The organism is Fundidesulfovibrio butyratiphilus (assembly GCF_054657235.1).
On the sequence record NZ_BAAHXA010000001.1, the window covers coordinates 1,403,226 to 1,421,332 of the forward strand.

At 65.6% G+C, this 18,107-nt stretch carries 20 protein-coding genes; 9 read left to right on the forward strand and 11 right to left on the reverse strand.

Translation table 11 applies throughout. The features are described 5' to 3' along the window. The first annotated feature begins 130 nt into the window (after positions 1 to 130). A complete protein-coding gene (locus tag ACYQ01_RS06655) occupies positions 131 to 643 on the forward strand; it encodes a hypothetical protein (RefSeq protein WP_459933046.1) in 513 nt (170 codons plus the stop codon). Positions 644 to 1,243: 600 nt separating this feature from the next. Here the strand turns inward: ACYQ01_RS06655 and ACYQ01_RS06660 are convergent. Continuing rightward, on the reverse strand, positions 1,244 to 2,674 hold the full coding sequence (locus ACYQ01_RS06660; protein ID WP_459933047.1) for a sigma-54-dependent transcriptional regulator: 1,431 nt from the start codon (positions 2,672 to 2,674) through the stop codon (positions 1,244 to 1,246). Continuing rightward, positions 2,665 to 4,143 carry a sensor histidine kinase gene (locus ACYQ01_RS06665; protein ID WP_459933048.1) on the reverse strand — a complete coding sequence of 493 codons (1,479 nt, stop codon included), beginning with the start codon at positions 4,141 to 4,143 and terminating at the stop codon, positions 2,665 to 2,667. Before ACYQ01_RS06665 ends, ACYQ01_RS06660 begins: the two co-directional genes overlap by 10 nt. Positions 4,144 to 4,401: 258 nt before the next feature. On the opposite strand from ACYQ01_RS06665, the gene ACYQ01_RS06670 reads away from it, so the two are divergent. From ACYQ01_RS06670 to ACYQ01_RS06680, 3 genes are all read left to right on the forward strand, one after another. Then, positions 4,402 to 6,939, forward strand: coding sequence for an ABC transporter ATP-binding protein/permease (locus ACYQ01_RS06670; protein WP_459933049.1), 2,538 nt, complete (start codon positions 4,402 to 4,404; stop codon positions 6,937 to 6,939). 28 nt (positions 6,940 to 6,967) lie between these two features. Further along, positions 6,968 to 7,459 (forward strand): Crp/Fnr family transcriptional regulator, encoded by a 492-nt coding sequence (locus ACYQ01_RS06675; RefSeq protein ID WP_459933050.1) that lies wholly within the window; start codon positions 6,968 to 6,970, stop codon positions 7,457 to 7,459. A 238-nt stretch (positions 7,460 to 7,697) separates the two neighbouring features. Further along, positions 7,698 to 8,645 carry a methyltransferase domain-containing protein gene (locus ACYQ01_RS06680; protein ID WP_459933051.1) on the forward strand — a complete coding sequence of 316 codons (948 nt, stop codon included), beginning with the start codon at positions 7,698 to 7,700 and terminating at the stop codon, positions 8,643 to 8,645. A 17-nt stretch (positions 8,646 to 8,662) separates the two neighbouring features. On the opposite strand, the gene ACYQ01_RS06685 is transcribed toward ACYQ01_RS06680, so the two are convergent. The 6 genes from ACYQ01_RS06685 to ACYQ01_RS06710 all read right to left on the reverse strand — a co-directional run bounded on the left by ACYQ01_RS06685 (position 8,663) and on the right by ACYQ01_RS06710 (position 12,554). Continuing rightward, positions 8,663 to 9,439: an amidohydrolase family protein gene (locus tag ACYQ01_RS06685; RefSeq protein ID WP_459933052.1), complete on the reverse strand. Its 777-nt coding sequence runs from the start codon at positions 9,437 to 9,439 to the stop codon at positions 8,663 to 8,665. Next, positions 9,436 to 9,861, reverse strand: coding sequence for an acyl-CoA thioesterase (locus tag ACYQ01_RS06690; RefSeq protein WP_459933053.1), 426 nt, complete (start codon positions 9,859 to 9,861; stop codon positions 9,436 to 9,438). The genes ACYQ01_RS06685 and ACYQ01_RS06690 overlap by 4 nt, the downstream gene beginning before the upstream one ends. Next, positions 9,858 to 11,054, reverse strand: a complete 1,197-nt coding sequence (locus ACYQ01_RS06695) for a cofactor-independent phosphoglycerate mutase (RefSeq protein WP_459933054.1) — start codon at positions 11,052 to 11,054, stop codon at positions 9,858 to 9,860. The genes ACYQ01_RS06690 and ACYQ01_RS06695 overlap by 4 nt, the downstream gene beginning before the upstream one ends. A 112-nt stretch (positions 11,055 to 11,166) precedes the next feature. Then, a complete protein-coding gene (locus tag ACYQ01_RS06700; protein ID WP_459933055.1) occupies positions 11,167 to 12,057 on the reverse strand; it encodes a universal stress protein in 891 nt (296 codons plus the stop codon). 3 nt (positions 12,058 to 12,060) lie between these two features. Beyond that, complete coding sequence (locus ACYQ01_RS06705; RefSeq protein ID WP_459933056.1) at positions 12,061 to 12,246, reverse strand: ferredoxin; 186 nt, start codon at positions 12,244 to 12,246, stop codon at positions 12,061 to 12,063. Positions 12,247 to 12,386: 140 nt separating this feature from the next. Next, positions 12,387 to 12,554 (reverse strand): flagellar biosynthesis anti-sigma factor FlgM, encoded by a 168-nt coding sequence (locus ACYQ01_RS06710; RefSeq protein WP_459933057.1) that lies wholly within the window; start codon positions 12,552 to 12,554, stop codon positions 12,387 to 12,389. A gap of 512 nt (positions 12,555 to 13,066) precedes the next feature. Here ACYQ01_RS06710 and thiM point away from each other — a divergent pair. Together thiM and thiE are read left to right on the forward strand one after the other, a co-directional pair. Continuing rightward, positions 13,067 to 13,885: a hydroxyethylthiazole kinase gene (thiM, locus tag ACYQ01_RS06715; protein WP_459933058.1), complete on the forward strand. Its 819-nt coding sequence runs from the start codon at positions 13,067 to 13,069 to the stop codon at positions 13,883 to 13,885. Continuing rightward, the gene (gene thiE, locus ACYQ01_RS06720; protein ID WP_459933059.1) at positions 13,869 to 14,540 is read left to right on the forward strand and encodes a thiamine phosphate synthase; all 672 of its coding nucleotides are present in this window, start codon (positions 13,869 to 13,871) and stop codon (positions 14,538 to 14,540) included. Before thiM ends, thiE begins: the two co-directional genes overlap by 17 nt. Here thiE and ACYQ01_RS06725 read toward each other — a convergent pair. Then, positions 14,503 to 14,970 carry a FadR/GntR family transcriptional regulator gene (locus ACYQ01_RS06725; RefSeq protein WP_459933060.1) on the reverse strand — a complete coding sequence of 156 codons (468 nt, stop codon included), beginning with the start codon at positions 14,968 to 14,970 and terminating at the stop codon, positions 14,503 to 14,505. The two genes, thiE and ACYQ01_RS06725, sit on opposite strands and share 38 nt — an antisense overlap. Positions 14,971 to 15,193: 223 nt before the next feature. Between ACYQ01_RS06725 and greA the strand changes: the two genes are divergently transcribed. The 3 genes from greA to ACYQ01_RS06740 all read left to right on the forward strand — a co-directional run bounded on the left by greA (position 15,194) and on the right by ACYQ01_RS06740 (position 16,381). Continuing rightward, positions 15,194 to 15,682, forward strand: a complete 489-nt coding sequence (greA, locus tag ACYQ01_RS06730; protein WP_459933061.1) for a transcription elongation factor GreA — start codon at positions 15,194 to 15,196, stop codon at positions 15,680 to 15,682. A 201-nt stretch (positions 15,683 to 15,883) separates the two neighbouring features. Continuing rightward, a complete protein-coding gene (locus ACYQ01_RS06735) occupies positions 15,884 to 16,096 on the forward strand; it encodes a hypothetical protein (RefSeq protein WP_459933062.1) in 213 nt (70 codons plus the stop codon). A gap of 27 nt (positions 16,097 to 16,123) precedes the next feature. Beyond that, positions 16,124 to 16,381 (forward strand): hypothetical protein, encoded by a 258-nt coding sequence (locus ACYQ01_RS06740; protein WP_459933063.1) that lies wholly within the window; start codon positions 16,124 to 16,126, stop codon positions 16,379 to 16,381. On the opposite strand, the gene ACYQ01_RS06745 is transcribed toward ACYQ01_RS06740, so the two are convergent. Together ACYQ01_RS06745 and ACYQ01_RS06750 are read right to left on the reverse strand one after the other, a co-directional pair. After that, complete coding sequence (locus ACYQ01_RS06745) at positions 16,378 to 17,364, reverse strand: hypothetical protein (RefSeq protein WP_459933064.1); 987 nt, start codon at positions 17,362 to 17,364, stop codon at positions 16,378 to 16,380. The two genes, ACYQ01_RS06740 and ACYQ01_RS06745, sit on opposite strands and share 4 nt — an antisense overlap. 29 nt (positions 17,365 to 17,393) lie before the next feature. After that, positions 17,394 to 17,927 (reverse strand): DUF4337 domain-containing protein, encoded by a 534-nt coding sequence (locus ACYQ01_RS06750; protein WP_459933065.1) that lies wholly within the window; start codon positions 17,925 to 17,927, stop codon positions 17,394 to 17,396. Between the last annotated feature and the right edge of the window lie 180 nt (positions 17,928 to 18,107).

Below are 18,107 nucleotides of genomic sequence, written 5' to 3' on the forward strand. Positions count from 1 at the left end.
CCGAAACAGACTCTTTCAGTCGTATTCAATGACGCATTTTCCTCGCCCCGGACTTGTCCTAGGGGACGAAAGCTTCTACCCTCCCGCCATGTCTTCGCAGCGCAACGATTTTCAACGGATATTGCGCGCCTTGCGCGTGGCCCCGACCGATCCCGTCGCCGACCGGGTGGCCGGGCTCTGGCAGAAAGCCCTCCGCCTCGCCCAGCCCACCACCTTTGCCAAGGATCTGGAACGCGAAGACTTTCTCGACCGTTTCGCCCCCCACGCCCGGGCCAGCCTCCGGCTCATGCACCGTCTGTGGGGCTGCGACCGGGTCTGGGTCCTGGCCGCCACCCTGGGGCCGGACCTGGAAAACCACGCCGCCAAACTCTTCGCCGACTCCCGGGCCTTCGACGGCTACGCCCTGGAGCGCATGGGGGCCTTCCTGGCGGACAAGACCATGCGCCAGCTCAAGGCCGAACTCGGGACCCTCGCCCCCTGCGGGCCGTCCTACAGCCCCGGGTATCTGGACTTCTCCCTGGAGGCCCAGGCCCCCCTGGTGGCGCTCGCCCGCCAGGGCCTGCCCCTGCTGGGCCTCACTGCGGGATACGCGCTGACTCCGTCCATGAGCGTGACCGCAGTCATGGGCCGGTTCGCGCCGTAGCGCCCTCCACTCCGCGCTGACCGCGTTGCCGCGAAAAATGCAGACCCACGAGTTCCCACTCCCCTTCGGACCTGACTTTTTGCGCGCTTTGCCAGCAGTATTGTTAACAGCCTGTTGGAAAATCCTTGCTGGCTGCGTTGCTGCGAAAGACTCAAACCCTCAACGGATGCCAACTCCGCTTCGGGCTTGACTTTTTCTCGCGTCTTGCCAGCAAGTGTTTTGAGCAGGCTGCAAGAATCGACTGTTTCAACGGGCTGTTAAACGGCCGCGAGACGAGGCGTTTGGAACGGCCTGATCGCGGACGGACCGCGCGGCCAAGGCGTGGACGAAGTGACGAAAACGCAGACACGGGCGGGAACTCCCGCTCCCACGAACGGGGCGGATCGGGAAGGAAAACCACGGGGAGGAAAGGATTCCGGGCCAACGCGCCTTGCCGGCCAAGCGGGCGGTTCAGGGCGACGAAGAGGCGGGGGACGCTCCGGGCGCGGGTCCCGGCCGGGTCAGGCGGCCTGGCGCATCAGGTCCGCGCGGACTGCCCCGCCGCTCCCGTGACGAACCGGGCGAAAGAGACGAACACGACCACGCTCCCGGCGCGCGGTCTCACCCCGGGGCGTCGCAGGTACGCACGCTCGATTCGACGACCAGACCCAGCTTGTCCATCTTGGCCAACAGGGTGGGACGCGAAACGCCCAGCAACCGGGCCGCCTTGGAGCGGTTGCCCCCGCAGACGTTGAGGGCCTCGGCCACCACCATGCCGGTGAAGCGGTCGGTCAGTTCGCTCAGCAGGTTGGGGCCGGCGTCGTTCACGGCCCGGCGCACCCACGCCTTGAGGGCGTCCTCGCCTTCGGGCCGGGGCTCGGGAGCGCGCCCGGCGATGGCGGCCTGCACGTCGGCGTCGCTGATGGGCAGGCCCCGGCTGAAAATCAGGGTCTTTTGCAGCACGTTGGCCAGCTCGCGCACGTTTCCCGGCCAACTGTGCTCGGCCAAGGCCACCAGTCCGTCGGGCGACACGCCGGGATTGACCAGATGCATGCGCGAGGCGTGCAGACTGAGAAAGTGTTCGGCCAGTTGGGGAATATCCTCTTTGCGTTCGCGCAGGGGAGGCAGGGTGATGGTCACCACCTTCAGGCGGTAGTACAGGTCCTCGCGAAAACGGCCCTCGGCCATGGCCGCGTCCAGGTCGCGGTTGGTGGCGGCCAGGATGCGCACGTCCACGCTGACGGGAGCCCCTCCCCCCAGACGCTCGATCTGCTTCTCCTGCAGAAGGCGCAGGAGCTTGGCCTGGATCGACGGTGGCATGTCGCCGATTTCGTCCAGAAACACGGTGCCGCCCCGGGCCTGTTCGATCTTGCCGGCCCGGCGCTGGTTGGCTCCGGTAAAGGCCCCCTTCTCGTGGCCAAAGAGTTCGCTTTCCAGGAGAGTCTCGGGAATGGCCACGCAATTGACCACCACAAAAGGCTTGCTCCTGCGGGGGGAATAGCTCCACAGGGCCCGGGCGGCCAACTCCTTGCCCGTGCCGGACTCGCCCTGCACCAGCACCGTGGCGTCGGTGGCGGCCACACGGCCCAACTGCTTGTACACCTCGCGCATGGCCCGGCTTTGGCCCACCAGGTTCACCTGGGGTTCGTCCACGCTGGCCGCCGGTTCGCCCTCGCGCTTTCTGGCCCGCGACGAGGCGTCCAGGGCCTGGCCGATCAGGGTGAGCATCTCGGGGATGTCGAACGGCTTGAGAATGTAGTCGAACGCGCCCTTGTTCACGGCCTCGATGGCCGTATCCGTGGCTCCGTAGGCGGTCATGATGATCACCGGAACCCCGGGGTCCTTGGCCTTCATGCGCGAGAGCGCTTCGAGTCCGCTCATTCCCGGCATGCGCACGTCCATGACCACCAGGTCCGGCCGGTCGTGCTCCACGCGGGCGACGCCCTCCTCTCCCGAAGGCGCGGTCAGGGCCTGGTGTCCGTCCTGCACGAGCAGTCGGGCGAAACTGTCGCGCAACCGGGGATCGTCGTCCACAATGAGAATCAGCGCCACCGGGCTCCTCCCTGTACTTCGGCGTCGAACGGCAGGGTCAGGGTGAACTTGGCCCCGCCGACCTTGCTCTGGGAGAGCGCAAGCGTGCCCCCGTGCTCGGTGGCGATGCGCCGGGCAATGGGCAGGCCCAGGCCTGTGCCGTCCTCCTTGGTGGTGAAAAACGGTTCGAAAACCTCGTCGCGGTGTTCCTCGGCCACGCCCGGCCCGCTGTCGGACACGGACACCACGGCCACCCGCCCCATGGCGTCCAGGAAGCCCTCTTCCTCGGTGACCACCAGGACGCCGCGTCCTTCCATGGCGTCCATGGCGTTGGTGAAGAGGTTGACCAGAAGTTCCTTGATCTGTTCAGGGTCGATGAGGATCGGGCGCAAAAGCTCCTCGCGCTCCACCACCAGGTTCACGCCCTGGCCCCGCAGGCGATGGTCGAGCAACAGCGCGGCCTGGTCCACCACTTCCGAAGGGCTCACCCGGCGCAGCTTGAGCTTGGGGGGACGGGCGAATTCGAGAAAATTCTGGATGATGCCGTCAAGATGCTTGATCTCGTCCGAAATAACCTCGAAGTCTTCCTTCTCCACGGCCGTAAGCGTCAGGGAGCGGTTGAGCGAAAACAGCCGCATCTTCACCGAGGTCAGGGGATTTCTGATGGAATGGGCCACGCCCGCGGCCATGCGCCCCACCGTGGCCATGCGCTCGGCGGCCTGGAGGTGGGCTTGGCTTTTTTCCAGCTTGGCCTTGGCCTGGCCCACCCGTTCGATGAGACCGTGCACGCGGTTTTCCAGGGCGGCCACTTCGTCCGGCCCCACGGGTTCGTCGTGGTCCTGGGCCATGCGCCGGATGGGCGCCAAAATCTGGCGCGACAACACCACCGCGAGCCCGAACCCCAGCAAAAATGTGAAGATTACCGAGGCCATGCCCAACGCATTGACCAGCTTGAGCAGGTTCACCCCGTCGTCGCGGTCGCTGGCCAGGGCCTCGTGCAGACTCTCCATGAAGGCGTCGCACAGGCCCATGAGACTGTCGAATCGGGCTCTGGCCGCCACATGCACCACGCTTGCCGCCGGTCGGTCGCCGGCGTCGAGCAGTTCCACCACGCGTTCGCGCTCCATGGTCAAACGCATGAAGCTCTGGGCGATGACGTCGAGCTGCTGGCGGGACCGTTCGCCCCCGGAAAGGGCGCGCACCCGGTTCAGGTCATGCTCGAAGGCGTTCTGCTGTTCGCTCAGCTTGGCGATCCACTTCTTGTCATGATCCAGGGAATAATACGTCAGGTAGCCGCGCTGGGCCGCGAGGGAGCTTTCCAGGCGCATGGCCGCCTCCAGGGCCAGCACCTGGCGATCGAAAATGTCGGCCAGAAATCCCTGCAGCCTGACTCCATACCAGAGCATGAAACCGCCGCCGCCCACAGTGACGGCCATCAGCAGGCCGAGCACCACGAATATGCGTAGTCGAAGCGAGAATTGAAGACGCATGGCCTCCTCTTGCAGGGGCACGAAACGATGTCAACAGGGGCCTTTGTTTCCGTCCGGTTCCCGGCCAGGGCCAACCGGGTCGCCGGGGCGAAACGGCTCCCTGCGAAAACTTCGCAACAGTTTGCAATACCTTGCTTTCTATACCGAAGACGTCGCCATGCGCCAGGGATCGGGACACAAGCCCCGACGCCACGGTTGCCAAAACCGCAAATTTCTGGGCACAAGGACCCCGCGCCAACCCCAACCCCAGAAAACGCCATGTCCCCTTTCTTCAAGCCGCCCCAAAGGATCTACGAGCGCTCCCTGTTTTCCTGGGTGCTCACCAGCAATCTCAAACTCCAGGCGCTGCTGCTCGGGGTCATCGTGGTCACGGTGGCGGTGCGGGTGTTTCCCCTGGAAATGCAGAAAAAAATCGTCAACGAGGCCATCGGCGGACACAAGGTCCATCTGCTGGTCACCTACTGCGCCTACTACCTGGCGGCCGTGGTGTCGGCCTCGACGCTCAAGTTCGTCATCAACTCGCTCCAGGCCTACATCGGGCAGGAATCCCTGGCCGACATACGCAAAAAACTCTACGCCCACATTCTCACCCTGCCCATCGGGTTCTTCCGCAAGGCCTCCCCGGGCATGATCGTGTCCTCGCTGGTCACCGAGGTGGCCACGGTGGGCGACTTCGTAGGCCAGTCCATCGCCGTGCCCGTGACCAATCTGCTCACCCTGCTGGCCTTCGCCGGATACCTTTTCTACCTGAACCCCCTGCTGGCCGGCATCTCCATGGCCATCTACCCCCTGGCCCTGGTGTTCGTGCCCATGATGCAAAAGCGCGTCAACGCCGCCAACCGAAAACGCGTGGACGCGGGGCGGGCCATGTCCACACGCATCGGCGAAACCGTGTCCGGCGTGCACGAAATCCACGCCAACGCCTCCTTCGGGGTGGAAAACCAACGCTTTTCCGAAATAACGGACCGGCAGTTCCGCATCCGCCTGCGCTGGAACCTCTGGAAGTTCGCGGTCAAGAACACCAACAACTTCTTCCAGGCCCTGGGACCGTTCCTGCTCTTTCTGGTGGGCGGCTACCTGGCCATAAACGGCCGCCTGGACCTGGGCGCGCTGGTGGCCTTTCTCTCGGCCAACGAAAAGCTCTACGACCCCTGGAAGGAAATCATCGACTTCTTCCAGACCTACCAGGACGCCAAGGTCAGCTACAACCGGGTCATGGAATACTTCGCCGAGGACTGCGAATTCGCCCTGGCCCCGGCCGAGCCCCGCCCCCCCCTGGCCCTGGACGGGTCCGTGAACGTGGAAGACCTGATCGTCACCGTACCCGGCGGGGCCACGTTGCTTTCCGGGGCGAACCTTGTCGTCGAGCCCGGCCAGCACTTGGCGCTGGTGGGTTTTTCCGGATCGGGCAAGTCCACCCTGGTGCTGTGCCTGGCCCAGATTCTTCGCTACCAGCGCGGCAAGGCCAAGTTGGGCGGCCATGACGTGGTGGAAATGACCAAGTACGACGTTGCGGCCAACATGGGCTACGTGCCCCAACGGCCCTTCGTGTTCGACGGGTCCATAGAGGACAACCTGCTCTACGGAGTCCAAGCCCAGGCCGTGGCCCAGGGCGTCGAGTTCGAGAGCGTGCGCCCCAGCCTGGACCGCCTCATCGAAGTCACCCAACAGGTGGGCCTGTTTCTCGACGTCTTGCGCTTCGGCCTGAACACGGTGTTCCGCAAGGGCAAAAAGGAACATCTGGTCAAGAAGATCATCCGCATCCGCAAGTCCTACGCCCACACCCGGGCCGAAGAGTTGGCCGGCCTGGTGGAGTTCTTCGACGAGGACCGCTACCTGCATCACTCCAGCCTGGCGGCCAACATCGTGTTCGGCAGCCCGGAGGACGACGCCTTTTTACCGGAAAACCTGCCCTGCAACCGCCACTTTCTCGAATTTCTCGAACAGGCGGGGCTGGCCGATCCCCTGCTCGAACTGGGACGCCTGCTCACCTGGCGCACCGTGGACATCCTGCGCAACGTGCCCAGCCGGGACCCGTCGTTTTTCGACAAGACCCCCATGGAGCCCGAGGAATTCGAAGACTACGCGGCCCTGGCCATGCGCCTGGACCGCGACGCCTCCACGCTCAGCGACGACGACCGGCGTCGGCTGGTCACCCTGGCCTTGCGTTTCGTGCCGGCCCGCCACACCCTGGCCGCGCTGTCCGAGGTCGCCGAACGCGCGGTGCTGGAAGGCCGGGCCGCCTTCGCCCGCTGGATCGCCGAACACGCACCCGGCGCGGTGAGCTTCTACCGGCGCGAGGAATACATCCATTCCCACACCTTGCTGGACAACATTCTCTTTGGCAAACTCAAAAGCGACAACCCGGCCGACCAGGAGCGCATCAACCAGACCATCGTCATGCTGCTGATCGAAGAAGACATGCTCGAACGCATCGTGGAACTGGGGCTGGATTTCTCGGTGGGCGTGCAGGGCGACCGCCTCTCGGGCGGACAACGCCAGAAAGTGGCCCTGGCCCGCGTCTTTTTGCGCCGCCCGCCACTGCTCCTGCTCGATGAGGCCACCTCGGCCCTGGACAACGCCTCCCAGGCCCGCGTGCAGAATCTGTTGGAAAGCAAATGGAAGGGCAAGGCTTCGGCCATCGCCGTGGTCCACCGTCTGGACACCATCAAGGGCTACGACAAGGTAGCCGTCATGAAGGCCGGACGAATCGTGGAAGTGGGGGACTACGCAACGCTCATGGCCGCCAAGGGGGTGCTCCATGAACTCGTCACAGGCGCCAAATCCGGCACCTGACGCCGCCGTGTCCCGGGAGACCGGAAACATGGCCTGCGCCTACAGCGAACACCTGGACATCTTGCGGGGATTGCCGATTTTCGCCGGTTCGCCGCCGGAAGCCCTCAAGCTTCTCGCCTATCTGTCCCAAGTCGAAAGCTACGCCGAGGGACAAACCCTGGCCGTCCAGGGGCAAGACGCCAGGGCGTTCCACCACCTGCGGCGCGGCCGCGCCCTGGCCGTGCGCGAACTCGGCGCCAGGCCGGTCCCGGTGCGCGAACTGGGTCCCGGCGACAACTTCGGAGCCCTGGTGCTGGCCGTGGGCGGAACCAACCTGTTCACCGTGCGGGCCGCCACGGAGCTGATCACCCTCACCGTGACCGGAGAGGCCCTGAACAAGGCCTGCGACAGCTTTCCGGCCCTGCGGCCGGCCCTGCTCACCGCCCTGACCCGGCAGGTGCTCGCCTGGGAAGAGGACTTCATCCGCCGCCGCCCGGACGACTTCACCACCCTCAGCCGGGAGTTCGGCATCAGCCTCTAGCGTGGCGTCCGCCACAAGCCGACGCGCGGGCTTCCCTTCCCCAGCGACAAGGCCACGCGCGCCGCGCCCTTTCGCCGGCGCGCGACAAACCGCTCCCGCGCGCCAACACAAAGACCGCGCCCGTTGCGTTGTGTCCGTTTTTCCTGTTAAGCTCACAGGCATACCGCAAGGATTCGCCTTCCGGCGTCGACCTGCGCCAGCGCCACGTCGACACCGCTCTCGGATCTTGGAGGCGCCCATGCTCATTCGTCTGAAGCCGTTCGTTCGAGGCCTGGTTTCCTATCTGCCCGGGTCGCGATTTCTCCTTCCCCGGCGCAAGGTCGGCTCGGGGAACGACCCCAGGGCCTGCTACAACGTGTGGCTGAAACACCTGAGCCTGGCCTGGCGGAGCGGTTGGACGACCATCCCGGAGACTCTGGTCGAGCTGGGACACGGAGACTCGCTCGGCGTGGGATTCGCGGCCCTGATCAGCGGAGTGAAGACCTACGTCGGCGTGGACATCGCCCGACACGCCGACACCAGCGGATGCCTCAAACTGTTCGACGCCCTGGTGGAACTCTACAAAAACAGGACCGGACGCCCCCGGACGGACTGGCCGGACTACGACGACTTTCTGGACAAACGGCGTTTTCCCCACCGCATTCTCAGCGAAAAACACCTGGCCGCGTGCCTGGCGCGGGAGCGACTGGCCCACATCCGCGAGCATGTCGCCGCCCTGGCCAAGGGACGCGCCGACACGGGCATGCTGCGTTACGTCGCCCCCTGGAAAAGCGCGGACGTGGTGCCGGAGAACTTCGCGGACATGGTGCTGTCCCATGCGGTGCTCGAGCACGTGGAGGACCTGGACATGGTCTTCGCCAGTTGTCGCCGCTGGCTCAAGCCCGGCGGCCTGATGTCCCATGACATCGACCTGCGCTGTCACAAGCTATGCACTCAATGGAACGGGCACTGGGCCATACCGGAGTGGATGTGGCGTCTGATCGTGGGACACAGGACGTTTTTGCTCAACAGGCAACCCTGCTCGACCTACGAAACCCTTACGCTTCGCTACGGATTCAAGCCCCTGGCCCTGTTCAGGGAGACGCTGCCGGGAATCCCCAGAGAGCGACTCGCCCCGCGCTGGAAGGATCTCTCCGACCAGGATCTGTGCTGTTCCAAGGCCTTTCTCCAGGCGCTCAAGCCCTAAAGTCCGGCCGGGATCATCTACCGGGACAGACCGAGCAGGCGCGACGCGCCGGTGAGCAGGTTGATCAGGTCGTGGTCCGAGGGCTTCAGGCGCTGCACCAGGCCGACGTATTCGCGCTCGGGATCGAAGAACGGGTAGTCGCTGCCGTAGAAGATGCGCTCCCTGGGATGCCCGTTCCAGATGGCGAAGAGTTGCTCGTCGGTGATGGAATGCAGGACCGAGGAGCTGTCCAGATAGACGCCGGTGCCCACCAGGTGTTCGATGGCCTCGTCCCATTGCCAGACCCCGCCCAGGTGGGCGCAGACCATGGTCAGATCGGGCAGGGCCTTGTGGATGGCGGCCAGCTTGCGCGGCTCCCCGCCCTGTCCGCCCGCGTGGAAGAGCACCACGAACCGCCCCACGGCGGCCTCCAGAATGGCCATGAGGCCCGGATCGTCCAGGAGGAACTCCTGGTAGCCGCCCACGAACTTCAGGCCCAGGATGCCCGCCCGCTCCAACCGATCGAGTTCGGCCTCGAAGTTGGCGAAACGCGGGTGCAGGGTGCCGAAGCAGTGGAACTGCACGTGCTCGCGATCCAGAGCGATGGCCAGGTTATTGGCCGGAATGACCTGGGCCGGTCCCTTGGCCGCCACGTGGACCACGGCTCCGTCCAGGCCGGCGCGGTCCAGGCAGTCTTCCAGGTCGTCGGCCAGGCCGGTGCCCGTGGGTTTGACCCCGTAGTAGTTGGTAACGGCGCTGAGCACCTTGGCGGCCACGGCGGGATGATAGACATGGGTGTGAAAGTCGAGTCTCAAGTTCCGCAAGCCTCCTTGAGCCACTGGGGAGCGGCCACGGGACGCCCTTCCGGGCTGACGCAGGCGTGCTGGGTGCTGCCGAGGCAGATCAGGCGCGAGGCGTCCGGCGGGCCATACACCTCGTAGACAAACACCACCGAGGCCCGCCCCCAGACGGATATGCCCGTGCGCACCCGGATATGCTCGTCGTAACGGGCCGAATGCAGATACCGAACGGTCATTTCACGCACGGGCAGGAGCACGCCCCGTTTTTCCACGTCCGCGTAGGACATGCCCCTGTCGCGCAGGAACTTGCCTCGGCTTCTCTCGAACCAGTGGGGATAGTTGCCGTAATAGACCACGCCCATGGCGTCGGTCTCGCCGTAGGAAACATGCAGATCGAACCAGCTGTCCTTTTCGGGGAACGGTTCGCCCGGTTTCATAGCGCTCCTTGCGTCTTCTCCAGGGCCCAGGACAACAGGTCGTGGCCGCGCTCCAGCACCAGGCCCGTGGCGCCCGCTTGGGATTCGCTAAAGGCCGTGGCCCCGTTGGACCCAAGGCCCTCGGCCCACAGGACGAAAGGCACGGGGTCGTCCACGTGGGTCTTCCTGGCAATGGGGGTCAGATGGTCGCAGGTGACCAGAAACACGGCGTCGGGCAAAGCCCGAAGCAGGGGGGCCACCACGCGTTCGTCGAACCGTCGGACCGCCTCGAGCTTGTCGGCCACGTTTCCGGCATGGCCGCATTCGTCCGGGGCCTCCACGTGCACGAACACGAAATCCCCGTCCCGGAGAAAATCCAAGGCCGCCTGGACCTTGCCCTCGTAATTGGTGTCGAGCAGGCCGGTGACCCCTTCCACCTCGGGAGCGGCCATTCCGGCGGCGCGACCCAGGCCCCGGATAAGGTCCACGGCCGAGACCACGGCCCCGCGCAACCCGCGCTCCCCGACGAAATCGGGCAGGGTCAGGGCCCGCCCCTGTCCCCACGGCCAGATGGTGTTGGCCGGGGTGGCATTTTGCGCATCGGCCAGCAGGGCCTGGGCGTCGTACACCAGGGGCTTGAGGGCCGGGCAGGCCTCCAGGGCCTCCAGGTCCGGCGCGATGGACTGGCCGGTGATGTCGTGCGGCGGGCGCAGGGCCGAAGCCGCGTCCGGGCTGCCGGCGCCGCCGCGCATCACGAGCAGGTGGCGATACTGCACCCCGAGGTGAAATTCGAAAGCCGAGCCGGCGGCCATGGCCGAAAGGCGCTCCACCAGAGGCGCGGCCTGCGCCGTGGAGATGTGGCCGGAAGAGTAGTCGAGCATGACCCCGCTCGGGTCCAGGGCGCTCACCCGGGCCAGGTTGCACCGCCAGACCACGTCCTCGGGTCCGAGAACGAGCCCCTGGGCCGCCGCCTCGATGGGGCCGCGCCCGGTGTGAAACCGTGCCGGATTAAAGCCCAACAAGGACATGTTGGCCACGTCCGATCCCGGCGGCATGCCCCGGGGTACGGTGCGGGCCAGGCCGCACAGGCCGCTTCTGGCCATGAAATCCATGCGGGGGGTGTCGGCGGCTTCCATGACGGTCTTGCCGCCCAGTTCCTCCAGGGGCCAACCGCCCATGCCGTCGGCCACGAGAAAAACGAATTTGCGTTTCATGCCTTGCCTTTTGCCTGGATGCCGTCCGACGCTGGGCCGGGCGGCGCGGTGTTTGCGCGAAGAGAGGAAATGTGGCCGCTTTTGCGGCGAAAGTCAAAGCATGCGCTGCGCGTCATTTCGAAAGCCAGAGCGCCGAGCCTTCCAGATTGCGCAACAAATTGAGGCTGGTGGAGCCAAAAATGTTGGTCAGAGCGCTGGGCCGCCCGGAGCTGCGGCCAATGGCCACGGCGGCGTAGGCCCCGTGTTTGGCTTCGTTCAGAATGGCGTCGGCCGGACTGGAGCATGTCTTGGCCAGATAGGCGATGCGCTCGGCTTCCACGCCGTTTTCCAAAAGCGTTTCCCCGGCCCTGGACAGGGAGTCCTCCACGTCCGCGCGTTCTCCGCGCGCCCCGGACATGCACTGGAAAACCGTGACCGTATGTTCGGGCTGGCCGCGCAAGATAAACCCCACGTGGTCGGCCACGCGCAGGCTGGGTTCGGAGCCGTCCACGCACAAGAGCACGCCCGAGCGCCGCCGGGCCGGATTGCGGCAGACCCACAGGGGGAAGGAAACGGCCTCCCACAGCAGGCGATGGGTAACGCTGTCGGCGAAAAGTTCGTTGAACCAGGTGAGCCCTCGCCGGCCCAGCACCACCGCGTCGTAAAAGCCCTTTTCGGCCTCTTCGGCGATGTCCTTGACCGGGCCCAGTTTCGAAGGATGGCTCTTGAGCTCCACCCGATCGGGGGGAAAGCCCATGTCCTCCAGCCATTTTCCGGCTTCCAGCAACACCTTGGACCGTCCCCCGTTCGGGGCAAAGGCCGGAGCCCGGCCGTGCGAACGCACCACCGGGTCCGGCAGGCTTGCGTCGTCGCAACGCCCCGGCTCCACGGAAAAAAGCGTCAAGCGCAGGTTGTCCTTGTGTTGGAAGAAGTCGTGCACGAACCGTAATCCGGTAAGCGCCCGGCCGTCGTCGGACACGGTGACCAGCAGATGCCTTTCCGTGGTGATCGGGTCGGAAAGCAACGGTTAATCCTTCCAGTGGATACATTCGGCCGGGCAGGCGTCCACGGCTTCCTGGGCGCAATCCGGAGGATTGATGCCGTTTACGGCCTCGGCTTTGCCGTCGTCGTTCATCGAAAAAACGGCCGGACACAACTCGACGCAGGATTCACATCCCATGCACTCTTCCTGTTCGACATAAACTTCAGCCATGACAGTACTCCTGGTTGACGTGTCGTGGTTTGTCCACAGCGCTGACGGTGAGCGGATGCGGGAAGAAAGTCAAGCGGGCGGAACGAAACGGGCGGGAACGAAGGGGAAAGCGCGCCCACGCGGCGCGACGGCCAAACGCTTCAGGTGGCGGTCTTCATCATGTTGAAGAGAATCTCGCGGCTGTCCGCCCTGTACTTGCCGGACTGCACCAGCTTCTTGATCTCGGCCACGCGCCGGGCCCGATCTTCGACGCTTTCGTCGGCGGGCTGGGGGCGAGAATCGAGGGGGAAATCGGCTGGACTGTTCACGTTCGGCTCCGGGCAAAGTGTTCACTTTCCCTATCGGCAGGTCGTCGGCGCCCTTTACCCCCGAATATTCATTTTTTCTCTTTGAATTTCAACGTATTACACGCAACAGTTCGAGATATGGACATTTTTTTCCTTTTCCGCGCCAAAGCCGTAATCCGCGCCGTGCATACATAGGACCATTTTTTGCATAAATACCAGCCCGTCACCTCCCGCGGCCACGCGCTTCGCTTCCGCGACAATCGATAGACGCAACGCCTGACGCATGGGCGTTGCGTCGCGCCGATTCCAAACCCCGCCCAAACCACGCCGTGACGGTCGTCCGGGAGCGCCGGGCCGTCTTGCCAAGGCGCACGGCCGGGTATAGGTTTTCGCCCGATCCGCGTGGAGTTTTCCGGCCGGGTCGAAACCGAAATCACACCCATGGAACCTGATGCGGTTTCCGCCGCCGGAGGGAATTCGGACGCGGGGCCGCCCCGCCCCCTCCTCGGCCGCGAACCGAGGAGAGCCCACCCATGACGTCGTTTTACGCCTCTCTGGCCGACTCCCTGTCCGAATTGCGGGCCAAGGCCCCGCTGGTGGTCAACGTCACCAACAACGTGGTCACCAACTTCACCGCCAACGTCCTGCTGGCCCTCGGGGCCTCGCCCGCCATGAGCCACGCGCCCGAAGACGCCGCCGACCTGGCCGCCCTGGCCGGGGCTCTGGTGCTCAACATGGGCACCCCGGCCCGGGACTACGCGGCCAGCATGGCCGCCGCCCAGGAATCGGCCCGATTGGCCGGCGTCCCCGTGGCGTTCGACCCCGTGGCCTGCGGCGCCACGGCCCTGCGGCGCGATCTGGCCGCGCGCGTGACGGCGCGCCCCCTGGCCGCCGTGCGGGGAAACGCCTCGGAAATCATGGCCCTGGCCGGGGACGACGCGCTCTCCAAGGGAGTGGACAGCGCCCACGAAAGCCTCCAGGCCGCGCCAGCGACAAAAGCCCTGGCCGCCCGTCTGGGTTGCGTGGTCTGCGTGAGCGGGGATGTGGATTTCGTCACCGACGGCCGGACCGGCTACGCCATAACCGGCGGGCACCCCCTCATGACCAAGGTCACGGGCATGGGGTGCGCGGCCACGGCCGTGATCGGGGCCTTTCTGGCCGTGACCGCCGACCCCCTGAAGGCCGTGGCCCAGGCCATGACGGTCATGAGCTGGTGCGGAGCCGAAGCGGCCGCCCGGGCCAAGGGACCGGGATCGCTCCAGATCGCTTTTCTCGACCAAGTGTACGCCCTGGACCCGACCGGGGACCGAACCCATGCACCCACGGTGGTCCGCCATGACCAGGCGCTTTGATCTGGGGGTCTATCTGGTGACCGACCAGGCCCTGTGCCTGGGCCGGCCGCTCGAAGACGTGGTCCGCGCCGCCGCTTCGGGCGGGGCGACCATGGTGCAACTGCGGGAAAAGGCCCTGGCCACCCGTCCGTTTGTGGAGATGGCCCGCGCCCTGGTCGCCATGTTGCGCCCGCTGGGCGTGCCGCTTCTCGTCAACGACCGCCTGGACGTGGCCCTGGCCTGCGGAGCCGACGGCCTGCACGTGGGGCAGGACGATCTGGATCCCCTCACCGCGCGCGAACTGCTCGGCCCCGAGGCCATTCTCGGACTTTCCGTGAGCACTCTGGAAGAAACCGTTGCGGCGCGCGACATGCCCGTGGACTACCTTGGGGCCGGGCCGGTATATCCCACGGCCACCAAGGCCGACGCCAAGGCGGTGTTCGGTCCCCGGGGGCTGGCCGAAATCGTGGCCGCAACGCATTTGCCCGTGGTGGCCATCGGCGGCTGTCAGGCGTCGAACGCGGCCCGGGCCGTGGAGGCAGGGGCCATGGGCGTGGCCGTGGTTTCGGCCATCTGCTCGGCCAAGGACCCGGCCCTGGCCAGCCGGGAGATCGCCCTGGCCGTGGCCCGAGGACGCCTCACGAGTGAGAAAGCAAACGCGTTTCCAAAGACTTGAGGTGGCTGTCCATGGCCTGGCGACAGGCCTGGGGATCGCGTTTTTCCAGGGCCGCCACCACGGCTTCGTGTCCGGCCAGGGAAAGGCGGTCGCGCTCGGGACTGCGCAGTCCTTCGGCCCGGGTTTCGGCCAGCATGTCGTAGAGCACGGCCACCACTTCGCGAAAGACCTCGTTTTTCGAGGCCCTGGCCAGGGCCAGGTGAAAGTGGGCGTCGTCTTCGGCCGCGTCTTCACCGCGCTGGGCGCTTTCCGCCTGACGGTCGTAGATGGTGCGGATGCGCCGGATGTCCTGGTCCGTGGCGTTGGAAGCGGCCAGAGCGGCGATTTCCGGTTCGAGCAGATGTCTGAGAGCCAGAATCTGGCGCAGACGCTCGAGAGTGGCGGCATTAGTGGGCGCTTTACGCGCCCGGGGGGTATCGGAACCGTTCATGGTTGGCCTTTGAGGGGCGTATTTCTCCCCGCGCGCCCCGGACGGGCCGCAAGAGGAGCTTTGCCAGTCTAGCCAAGCCGGCCCCGGACTTCAAGCGCCCCCTCCCCCTTGACCAGGGAGCCGCGATGTTCTACCAAATTCCCATGCTGCCTGGATACGGGCCTCCCCGTTTCCAGGCTCCATCATTTTGCACGGGCGGCAACCGCCCTTCGAGGACTACGCCATGGACAGCATTCCCATTTCCGTCGAAGGTTTCGAGCGCGTGAAAAACGAACTCGAAGAACTCAAGAAGGAACGCCCCGCGGTCATTCAGGCCATCGCCGAAGCCCGCGAAGAGGGCGACCTGCGCGAAAACGCCGGCTACGAGGCCGCCCGCGAACGCCAGGGCATGCTGGAAGCCCGCATCAACTACATCCAGTCGCGCATGCCCCGCTTCAACGTCATCGACCTCAAGACCCTGGACGGCGAAATCGTCACCTTCGGGGCCACGGTCGAAATCGAGGACATCAACACCCACGAGGTCAAGACCTTCACCTTGATGGGACCCGACGAGGCCGACCCGTCCAAGGGGTCCATCTCCATCCTCTCGCCCGTGGCCAGGGCGCTTCTGGGCAAGGAGGAAGGCGACGAAATCGTCGTGGACGCCCCGCGTGGCAAGATCCACTACGAAATTCTTTCCATCCGCTTCAATGGGGTCCACCCCAGCGCCTGACCCACCCCGGCGTCGCCGGAAATCGTCCGGCGCGTTGCATCCTTCCAGACGAGCCTGAAGACCCAACAAAACGAATTGGGGGAAGGACCTTTTGTGAACAAAAGGCCCTTCCCCCACCCCCCCATCTCCAAAAAACTTTAGGTTTGGTTGGGTTGAGGGACGGGTGTTTGCAGCACGCGCGGAGTTGAAAACGGAGCCCGCATGGACAGCCACCTCCCGATCACGTGCCTGGCCTGCCTGCTGGCCGCGCTCGCCTTCACCCCGTCCGCCCGCGCCGAAGCCGTCACCTACGACAAGGTCATGGCGGCCACCCAGGCCACTCAAACAGAAGAACAATCCCCGGCCGAGCCTTGGGACCACGAGCCTGAAGCCCTTCGAGCGGCCTTGGTCAAACGTCCGCCAAATCCGGGCTGATGCAATTTTCAGTGGTCCAGCGACCCAGTGGGCGGCGACACGTTCCTGCTGTTCCTGCTTGTGTCCACCGCCAAAAACCTTGGCCTGCTTGACCGCAAGGACATGCCGTGTCGGCTTCTGCTCTTCGATATCGCCCGCTGCTACGCACTCGACGCGGCAAGCTTGCCGGCCGGTCCCGAAGCCGACTTTCCGTATCTGCAAGGGCTTTCCGCCATGCCGGAAAACTCCAGGTTCAAACGGCTGTACGCGCTCCACAGCCGCCGAACAGGCGCGCCCCGCCCCTAGCCTCCCAGCAGGCGCAGCAGGGCGTCAGGGTCCTGGCAGTCGCCCAGGTCCTCTTCGAGCACGGCCGCGCCACGGCCGGCGTCCAGGCCGGAGGCGTTGGCGGCACGGTCCAGCAGGGCCAACTCGCGGCGCAAATCCGGGGCGTGCAGATGGGGAGGCCTGGCCCCTTGCGAAGCCATGGTTTCGAAGGTGTTCCTGGCCCACAGGGCGTCCGTCGCGGCGGCGCGGCCAAGCAGGGTCGCGAGCGTGCGACGGCGCTCGGCCAGGGCCGTCTCCACATCGCCCTGCGGAGGGACGGTGGACAAAAATCCCAGCGCCCAGTCCAAGGTCGGACCGGCCAATTCGGGGGCGTGGACTAGGCCCTCCAGGACGGCGGCGACAAAGGCCGCGCGCTCCGGAGTCCAGTCCAGGCCCGCCTGGCGCAGGGCCACCCGCAGGTCCAGGGCGTCGGTATCCCGGTAGCTGACGCCCAGGACCCGCTCCACAGGATCGGGAGCGTTGTGGCCCGGGCGCAGGGCGGCCACGAAGGTCCGGGCGTCGCCGGGCTCCAGTCCGGCCCACAACGTGCGTCCGCCGGGCAGGACGAACGCCGCCGAGCGCGCCACATGTTCGAGGCGTTCGGCGGCTTCCCGGGTCTGGGCCTCGTCCAGGCGCAGTTCCGCCAGCAGGGGCTCGACCTGGCGAAGGGTGACCGGCCCGGGGCTCAACAGCAGGCAAAAGAGCGGCCCGGCACAGGCGTCGTCGCGGTCGCGCACCAGCTCGGCCAGCCCATCAAGGTCGGTGACGCCGTGGGTCTGGGCCGCGTAGTCGAGCATGCCGCGCTCCTGGGGCAGACCCTGTTCCAGAACCGCGGCCAGGGTCCGGGCCAGGCGCTCCACGGCCTGGGCCGAGGACTTTTCGCAGCCATGTCCGCCCGCCCCATCCCGTGTCTCATCGACGGCCCCCGGCGCGGGCTGGCGGTCGACTTGCTCGCGAGCGCTCATGCGTCGTTCCCCTTGAGAGCCGGGCGCGTTTAGAAAAACAGCGTGAAGCCGTTGACGAAATACACGATGCCCACCACGCCCACGCCCACGCTGGCGTACCAAATTCCTATTTTTTTCATCAGGGCCGAGATGGAAGAGAGCAGGATGGCGATCTGCAAAAATATCACGGCCATGCCGAAGCTCGCCGAGTGGGCCTGGGTCTTGACGATGGCCGCTTCCTCGGCCCGGGCCTGGGCCTCGATCTCCTTTTTCTGCTCCTCGAATTTCTTGATCTTGTCGTCGTAGCCGGCGATTTTGCTGCGGTAGAGTTCCTGTCTGGCCCCGGTCTTGTCCTGGCTCAGAAACAGCTCCATCTCGAGGTTGTCCTTCTGCATCTCGTGGATGTAGCCCTTGAGCCCCTTGGCCTGGTAATATGCCCAAAGATTGGCCGCCTTGGACTGGCCGAGCACCGTGCGGGTGGAGAACTGACCGCCCTTGAAGGTGGAGAGCGTGGCGCACACCGCAAAAATGATGCTCGTCATGGCCACGTAGCCCAGCCATTTGTCTTTCTTGTCTTCGGCCATAATCTTTCCTCGCTCGAACACGCCCGCGCGGGCGTGGAGATGATTGTTGCAACCCGGAATCGGGGCGTTCCGTGCGTGCCCAGGTCAAACGGGTCGAAGAACGCCTCCGGCGGTCAAAGGGGGTGACCCCCTTTGAAAACCCCATGGGCGTGGCGCGCCGCCTCCGCCCGCGCCGCGGCC

Bases quoted from the DNA above. Each gene is read 5' to 3' on its own strand.
- ACYQ01_RS06665 (WP_459933048.1), bottom strand. From the start codon at position 4,143: ATGCGTCTTCAATTCTCGCTTCGACTACGCATATTCGTGGTGCTCGGC.
- ACYQ01_RS06670 (WP_459933049.1), top strand. From the start codon at position 4,402: ATGTCCCCTTTCTTCAAGCCGCCCCAAAGGATCTACGAGCGCTCCCTG.
- ACYQ01_RS06675 (WP_459933050.1), top strand. From the start codon at position 6,968: ATGGCCTGCGCCTACAGCGAACACCTGGACATCTTGCGGGGATTGCCG.
- ACYQ01_RS06680 (WP_459933051.1), top strand. From the start codon at position 7,698: ATGCTCATTCGTCTGAAGCCGTTCGTTCGAGGCCTGGTTTCCTATCTG.
- ACYQ01_RS06690 (WP_459933053.1), bottom strand. From the start codon at position 9,861: ATGAAACCGGGCGAACCGTTCCCCGAAAAGGACAGCTGGTTCGATCTG.
- ACYQ01_RS06695 (WP_459933054.1), bottom strand. From the start codon at position 11,054: ATGAAACGCAAATTCGTTTTTCTCGTGGCCGACGGCATGGGCGGTTGG.
- ACYQ01_RS06705 (WP_459933056.1), bottom strand. From the start codon at position 12,246: ATGGCTGAAGTTTATGTCGAACAGGAAGAGTGCATGGGATGTGAATCC.
- thiM (WP_459933058.1), top strand. From the start codon at position 13,067: ATGACGTCGTTTTACGCCTCTCTGGCCGACTCCCTGTCCGAATTGCGG.
- thiE (WP_459933059.1), top strand. From the start codon at position 13,869: ATGACCAGGCGCTTTGATCTGGGGGTCTATCTGGTGACCGACCAGGCC.
- ACYQ01_RS06725 (WP_459933060.1), bottom strand. From the start codon at position 14,970: ATGAACGGTTCCGATACCCCCCGGGCGCGTAAAGCGCCCACTAATGCC.
- greA (WP_459933061.1), top strand. From the start codon at position 15,194: ATGGACAGCATTCCCATTTCCGTCGAAGGTTTCGAGCGCGTGAAAAAC.
- ACYQ01_RS06735 (WP_459933062.1), top strand. From the start codon at position 15,884: ATGGACAGCCACCTCCCGATCACGTGCCTGGCCTGCCTGCTGGCCGCG.
- ACYQ01_RS06745 (WP_459933064.1), bottom strand. From the start codon at position 17,364: ATGAGCGCTCGCGAGCAAGTCGACCGCCAGCCCGCGCCGGGGGCCGTC.
- ACYQ01_RS06750 (WP_459933065.1), bottom strand. From the start codon at position 17,927: ATGGCCGAAGACAAGAAAGACAAATGGCTGGGCTACGTGGCCATGACG.